General features: G+C 60.6%; 6 protein-coding genes. 2 read left to right on the top strand and 4 right to left on the bottom strand.

What is annotated here, in order from left to right; all coding sequences use genetic code 11:
* Both AB4043_RS14320 and allB read right to left on the bottom strand, forming a co-directional pair.
* On the bottom strand, positions 1–350 hold a 350-nt coding region (locus AB4043_RS14320), incomplete at its 3' end, for a 2-oxo-4-hydroxy-4-carboxy-5-ureidoimidazoline decarboxylase (RefSeq protein WP_442307344.1).
* 196 nt (positions 351–546) lie between these two features.
* Positions 547–1929 carry an allantoinase AllB gene (gene allB / locus AB4043_RS14315; RefSeq protein ID WP_442300574.1) on the bottom strand — a complete coding sequence of 461 codons (1383 nt, stop codon included), beginning with the start codon at positions 1927–1929 and terminating at the stop codon, positions 547–549.
* 60 nt (positions 1930–1989) lie between these two features.
* Between allB and AB4043_RS14310 the strand changes: the two genes are divergently transcribed.
* Both AB4043_RS14310 and AB4043_RS14305 read left to right on the top strand, forming a co-directional pair.
* Entirely contained in the window at positions 1990–2463 is a 474-nt protein-coding gene (locus AB4043_RS14310; RefSeq protein WP_442307343.1) for a nucleoside deaminase, read from the top strand.
* An 11-nt stretch (positions 2464–2474) separates the two neighbouring features.
* Positions 2475–3746, top strand: coding sequence for a homoserine dehydrogenase (locus AB4043_RS14305; RefSeq protein WP_442300576.1), 1272 nt, complete (start codon positions 2475–2477; stop codon positions 3744–3746).
* Positions 3747–4100: 354 nt separating this feature from the next.
* On the opposite strand, the gene AB4043_RS14300 is transcribed toward AB4043_RS14305, so the two are convergent.
* Positions 4101–4745: a DNA/RNA non-specific endonuclease gene (locus AB4043_RS14300; protein ID WP_442307342.1), complete on the bottom strand. Its 645-nt coding sequence runs from the start codon at positions 4743–4745 to the stop codon at positions 4101–4103.
* Positions 4746–4785: 40 nt separating this feature from the next.
* Entirely contained in the window at positions 4786–7092 is a 2307-nt protein-coding gene (locus tag AB4043_RS14295; protein ID WP_442307341.1) for a hypothetical protein, read from the bottom strand.
* Positions 7093–7243: the final 151 nt, after the last annotated feature.

Below are 7243 nucleotides of genomic sequence, written 5' to 3'. Positions count from 1 at the left end.
CGGCCGAACTTCTCTTCGTACTGCTGGTTGGCTTCGGCCAGCTCCTGCTTCAGACGCTCGTCATCAGTAAGCGTCTGCTCCTGCGAAGACCATGCCAGCGATCTCTCCGTCGCCTCTTTAGCGGCATGACGTTGGCCGATGCGTGGATGCGAGTCGAAGGCCTGCTGCCTGGCATCGGCGCCAAGGTGATACCAGATGTGGTCAGCGATCTCGGAGAGCGTCTGCTCATTCGGATAAGGACGGTGCGAGACCATCTGCTCAGCCCATTCGTGCGAGCCATTGGCGGGCAGGATTTCAGCCTTGGCCTGGTCGGCGGGCAACGTGTTCCAGTGATTAAGAACAGGATTCATCGGTGGGTGTCATTGTCTCAAAAGATAGTTGCTGAGCGAGAGGTGTGGGTGGGAGTTAAAAGTTGAAAGTTAAAAGTTGAAGCGTTAAGGCCGTGGCAAGAAAGAACTGGATGCCCCAGGTCCCTCGGGGGACCTGGGTATTCGCGCTCCGCGCGACCGTCTTTAAATTTGTCATCCTGACAAGCGGTGGACTCACCTATACCGACAAATCCCGTCCTCGTGCAGCAAACGAAAACTCGTTTTCCGCAAACACAGGCTCCCCACGCAGATACGTCGCAATCACCTCACCCGTCAAGGTACGTCCCAGATAGGGCGAGATGGGATGACGATAGTGCAGCCTGCTCTCCGTCACGGTCCACATGCTCTCCGGCGCAAAGACCGTGAAGTTCGCCGGCCGGTCCACGGCCAGCTCTCCATGCGTCGTGCTCAAACCTGCAAGCTCCGCCGGAGCGACCGCAAACCACCGTGCAAAGTCCTGAAGGGTGAAGCCTCGCTTATGAGCTTCAGTCCAGATAACAGGAACCGCCGTGGAGAGCGATGCGATGCCACCCCAGGCCTTATCGAACGGCCCGGCGGGCTTCATCTCCGGCGGACACGGCGAATGGTCGGTGGCGATCAGGTCGATGACGCCATCGCGCAGCGCCTGCCATAGCCCCTCCTGGTTCGCTTTGCTGCGGATCGGAGGCGCGCACTTGAACTGGGTGGCTCCATCGGCAATCTCTTCCGCGCTGATGCAGAGATAGTGCGGGCAGGTCTCCACCGTGATCGGCAGACCTTCGGCTTTGGCTGCGGCAAGCATAGGCACGGCCTGTGCGGTTGCGAGGTGGACGATATGCAGCCGGAAGCGGAACTCTCGCACCAGCTCGATCAACGCGCGGATGGCGGAGAGCTCTGCCTCATCCGGCCGCGAGGCAAGATAGGTTGCATACTTCGACCAGTCAGCCTCCTCCGCATACAGAGTTTTACTCGCTTCTATGACCGGACCCTCCAGCTCGGCATGCACGAGCAGCGGCTTGCCCAGGCGCGCAAGTGTCGGTGCAGCGCGGCGAAGCTGCGCCAGCGAAAGGTGGGTAAGACCTTCGCAACCAGGATAGATAAGGAAGCACTTGAAGCCCGCGGCGCCGGCCTCAACCAGCGGCTCCAGGTCATCGAGATTTGAGGTGGAGTCGTCTCCCGGGCCGACCAGGCCTCCCCAGGGAAGCCAGTCGATGTAGGCCAATCCCCGCGCCGCGATGCGCTTCTGTTCCAGGGCCTCGACGGAGGTGGTCTCCGGCAGACAGTTCAGCGGCATATCGACAATCGTGACAAAGCCGCCCGCGGCCGCGGCGCGTGTCGCGGTCTCAAAGCCCTCCCATTCGGTACGCCCCGGCTCATTGATATGCGTATGCACATCGATCAGGCCGGGAAGAAGGGCATGGTTGCCGAAGTCGACGACCTCAATTCCCGTCGGAACAGCATCGTGGGCGACGATCTGCGTGATGACGCCATCGTCCACGATCAGCGCGACCCGCTGCATCAGCGCTGCCGGCTGTGGCTGAGGTGGGAGTAGGACGCGGTTCGATCGGAAGGCCTGTGCCATAATCAAATTATGCCGTGATTTTGCGCGTCAATCGCGCATTTTCAAGCATTTGTAAATGACATGAACGGTCACGAAAGATTCATGCAACGCGCGATCGCGCTGGCAACCGAGAACGTTCGCACCGGGCGCGGTGGTCCATTCGGATGCGTCGTGGTGAAGGACGGTGAGATCGTCGCCGAGGGCATGAACCTCGTCACCAGCACCAACGATCCGACGGCCCACGGCGAGGTAGTGGCCATTCGCCGAGCCTGCGAGAAGCTGGGAACATTTTCGCTCGAAGGCTGCGAGGTCTACACCAGTTGCGAGCCCTGCCCCATGTGCCTGGCGGCGTTGTACTGGTCGCGATGCGCGGTGATCTATTACGGCAATACCGCAGCCGACGCGGCCGCAGTCGGATTTGACGACAGCTTCCTGTACGACGRGGTGAAGAAGCCGCTCGAACAGCGCGCTATCCCCATCCGGCAGCTGCTGCACGATGAGGCGCTCGAAAGCTTCCGCGCCTGGACCGCAAGCGAAAAGAAGATCGACTACTAGCGAGAGAGAGTATGGCGAAGACGAAGGTAGCAATTCTGGGATTCGGTACGGTGGGCGGCGGTGTAGCCGATGTGCTGGCGGCGCGGCGGTTCGCGGACATTGAAGTCACGCACGTCTATAACCGTGACTACACGCGTAAACTCTCGCGTCCGCAGGCGAAGAAGCTGCCCAAGACCGTGATCTGGACCGACGACATCAACGTCATCCTGAAGAGCGATGTCGACGTCGTCGTCGAGCTGATCGGCGGTCTTGAATCGATTGAAGGCTGGCTGAAGAAGGCCATCGCTGCCGGTAAGAGCGTGGTGACGGCCAACAAGCAGTTGATCGCCTATCGCGGCGCCGGGCTGGAGAAGCTGGCGGCGAAGAAGGGCGTCTCGCTGTTGTACGGAGCTGCTGTCGCTGGTGGTGTGCCGGTTATCCCCGGCGCGCTGCAGGGTATCGGCGGTGATGAGATTGTCCGAATCAGCGGTATTGTGAACGGCACCTGCAACTTCATCCTGAGCCATATGGAGCAGGGTGCGGAGTACGCCGAGGTGCTGGCCCAGGCGCAGAAGCTTGGCTACGCCGAGGCGAATCCTTCCGCGGATGTAGACGGCTACGATGCCCGCGCCAAGCTCTGCATTCTGTCGCGCGTTGCGATGCACGCCGAGCTGAATCCCGATGAGGTACCGACACAGTCCATCAGCAAGGTATCGGCGGTCGACTTTCACTATGCGAAAGAACTTGGCTGCACCATCCGCCAGGTAAGCCGCGCCCAGGTCCAGGATGGCGTGGTGCATGCGCGTGTAGGTCCGATGGTGGTTCCGACCGAGTCGCCGATTGCGTGGAGCCACGGCACCCAAAACATGGTGGTGACCAGCGGCCGCTTCGGCGGCGATGTGGTCTTCAGCGGCCACGGCGCCGGAGCGCACCCAACGGCGGTCGCCGTCGTCAGCGATCTGCTTGCCGTTGCCCAACAGTGCGGTGTGGTGCATCAACCGGTGCGTAAGCGTGCTGTGGTGGGCGAGTTCCTCGCTCCACACTATCTGCGCTTTGTGGTGAGCGACAAGCCGGGAATCGTCTCCGCCATCGCCGGAGCCTTGGCCAAGGTCGGAGCGAACATCGACTCCATCCTGCAGCGCCCGGGGTATCCGAAAGACCGTCTGCCCTTCGTCGTAACCACTGAGCCCTGCCTGACCTCTGTCGTTGAGAGAGCACTACGCTCCATCGCGAAGATGGACTGCATGCTGGAAAAGCCGCTCTGCCTGCAGATGCTTCGCATCGAAGACAAGGCAGAAGACTAGAGAGATAGCCATACGTTGGGTGCCCCAGGTCCCTCGGGGACCTGGGTATTCGCGCGATGCGCGAACGGTCTTGTGCTTGTCATCCTGAGCGTTCGGGGTCCCCGGCGAACTTGTTCATTGGGGTGAATTAGCGAAGGAACTGTTTGTCATTGATTCTTTCGCATGAGCGAAAGAATCAGTTCGCGCTACGCGCGAATGTCAACCATAAGGCGCAACAACGCCTGTCCAGCGGTCTGAGGATGTGGCTTTTCATGGACAACGTAGCTTGGAGGGAGCCATGAGAAGTTACAGACATCTGACCTACGAAGAGAGATGCCAGATCTGCGTTCTGTCGGAGGGGTCTGTGGGGACCGTTCAGCGATTATCAAATGTATCGTGTCTGATCTGATTTCCGTTCGAATCATAGACCGTACGCTCGATAGAGTCCGGGATTGGCGTTCCGTCTGAAAGTCTTGGGGGATTCTCGGCATACCTAGGGACAACTTTCACTGTGACAGAGCCGAGCTCATCGGCCAGGTTTAGCGTTTCCACCTCGGCTGCCCGCCAGCGGGAACCCGTACCCCGATTCAGTTCGGCCTTCATGGGGACAACGTTCGTGAATTGGTCCGCCACACGTTGCGGCGGGATACCCTGTGGCACATCTCCACGGTTGGTCAAGTGGTCCGCACCGGTGAATGTGTTTTCTTTAAATACCTCCCGCTGAGCCAGATGTCCTCGCTCATAGCCGGATCCTGTATAGGCACTGTCGCTCGATTGCGCGCCTTCGGTGCTGGAGTCTCTTGCAAAGGCTCTTTCTTCAGGTGCAGCCGTGCGTTCCCTTACACCTGCGTGCACTTCGTACGTGACGGAGTTCGGTCTTCCGGCGCCCTGGTTGTAATCGAGGTTGAAGTTGGAAGAGATCTCCGCTGCGTTCTTCTCGCCGAAGCGCATCCCCGTGCGCAGGCCAGTCCCACTGGAGTCGCCGGAGGGATTACCAAATTTCGGTTTCGGTGCTGGCACGATAGCTGACAAAGGCTTCCTACCCCTGTAGAACCTGGGCTTATTCGATGTAGCTGAAGCGCCGGCGTCCGTGTGGTTCGGGTTCGGCTTGCTGCGGCTCCGGTTCGGCGCTGTTGGGCCCAGGCTCGGCGCTGTTTGGCTCGGGCTCGGCGCTGTTCGGCTCGGGCTCGGCGCTGTTGGGCTCCGGCTCGGCGCTGCTGGGCTCGGATTCTGCGTCGTGGGGTTCCGGTTCAGCGTCGTGAGGCTCGGATTCCGCGTCATGTGGCTCCGATTCAGCGTCGTGTGGCTCCGATTCAGCGTCATGAGGCTCGGGTTCAGCGTCATGAGGCTCGGGTTCAGCGTCGTGAGGTTCCGGTTCGGAGTTGTGTGGCTCTGCCGGTTCCTCTGAGGCGCGAGGTTCAGCCGGCGGCTCTGCTGGAGGCTGGCCCTGGGGTTCCGCAGCTGCGGGCGCTGGGTTCTGTTCAGAACCGCCTGCCGTGGCCGGCGGCTCTCCGCCACCCTCCTGCGCCGGCGGTGCAACTGGTTCGGCTGCCACGGGAGCCTCCCGCGGCGGGGCGGTTTCAGCTGCCGCTGGGCCTTCACCCTTCGACGGCGGCGTAGCTTCTTTCGGTTCCGCAAGTCCAGATGGAGTACCCTCGCCGGAAGGCTTTCCGGCACCCGCTCCAGCCTCTGCCGCTGCCACACCTGCTCCACCGCCAAGTGCGCCGAAAGCCCCTTCTGCTACGCCGATCACGTTGGGAGTCTCGAAGGCTCCATCCACCACAGCGCTCCCTAGCTTTCGCTCTCCTTCCTGGCTGTCGGGGTGCATCATGTAGTAGTAGACGTCGTCGGCCGCCTTGCCCAGTGTGATGAAAGACTGCGCAAACCCAAGTAGAGTCTTGTCAGGACGAAACCCAAAAAGAGCCGCAGGGTCACTCGCGATTCCTTCGCCGCGTTTATAGAGGTTGTCCATAACGCCTCGGGCAAAGGGATGCTCGTCGGCTCTGGGAACCAGGAAATGGTCGATTGCCTGCAGAGTGGGCCCGAGCCCGCCAGAATCCACCGACTTGTCATGGTCCGGCTTCGCTTCGGGGCTTGCCGGCGCCTGGCTCGTGTCTGGAGCTTGAGTACCGGCACCGGGAACTGGAGGACCAGCATCGGGGCCCGGCGTGACCGAGGTGTGCTCGATATTGAAGCCTTCAGAGCCCCGGTACTCGTGAACGACGACTGTTCCGTCCGGACGTACCTCGACGTTCTGATAGTACGTTTCCCCGTTTTGCACGAAGGATTGTGAGGCCTGATAGTCGTAGGCGGAGCCGTCGGCGCGTTCATATTGTCCCCCTGGCCACACCCGGAACTCCGTCATCCCTGAGTTACCTGCCTCAGACTTTGCCGCCGCTCCGGATTCGTTACCACCGGCGCTCTGCGTTACTCCACCATCCGCCGATGCGCTCGAATTCGAGCTTCCGCCCGTCTCCGGGGTTTGTGTAGCGTTGGAGTCCGTGGTGCTGGCTGCTGCGGTGTCGAGCCGAGCGGAAGTATCGGCAACGGGCTCAGCCGATTTGCCGGGTTCGACCGTTGAAACGGCAGCGCTCTCAACCGCGTTGTTCGGGTCTCCTGGCTGGGGTTCGTCGAAGGAAGGCGGACCGAAGCTGGCCTCATGGAATGCGGTGAGGAAGTCGTCCACACGAACATCGGTGTACGTCGCTGTGGCGGTGTCCATGCCCAGGGTTAAGTCCGTTGGAGGCAGATCGAACGAAGGTGGCCCCATCGTTTTCTGGTCGAAATCCAATGGAACAGAGGCCACTGGTTCAAAGCTGAAGGTCTGACCGCCTGACTCAGCGTCGAACGGCGGCGGATCCGGCAGTGTCGTGCCCATATCCGGCGGACCATAGAAATCTGGAATGGGAGCGAGGCCGGAATCGAACGTGGCGCTGTTGTCGTAATCGGGCGGCGCAAAGCCGGGGTCGAACGGAAAGCTCGGGTCTGGACCTGGGGAGGAGAAGTTGTCCTGCGGGAAAGACATGCCTGGATCAGAGGACGAGAATCCCTGAGTCGAAGGGTCGAAGGGTGAAAACGTTCCGGCATCCGGAGCGGGCCCCTGCGTCGATGGATCGAAGTTTGGAAATGTCCCGTTATCCGGGAATGGTGCCTGAGTCGACGGGTCGAACGTAGAAAATGTTCCGCTATCCGGGAATGGTGCCTGCATGGATGGGTCAAACGTAGGAAATGCCGGGACCGATGCCTGCGTCGATGGGTCGAACGAAGGAACTTGGGTGTTTGCCTGAAAGGCAGACTGCGCGCTTGAATCGAACGCGGGGATATGGATGTCCGGCGGTGGAGTGTAGTTCGAGTTGAAGTCGCTCATCTGAAGTCCTCAACGGTGCGATGAAACGATGTGCGGACGGCATAGATGCTTTATCGAGGGAACATCTTCCGAATAGGGGCAGCCTGCCGATTGAACGCCGAGACCATCGCCACAACTATGCCTCCCCCCAGGATGATGACCAGCACGATGA

The organism is Terriglobus sp. YAF25, assembly GCF_052113305.1.
GTDB lineage: Bacteria > Acidobacteriota > Terriglobia > Terriglobales > Acidobacteriaceae > Terriglobus.
This window is presented reverse-complemented; position numbering and strand designations above follow the sequence as displayed.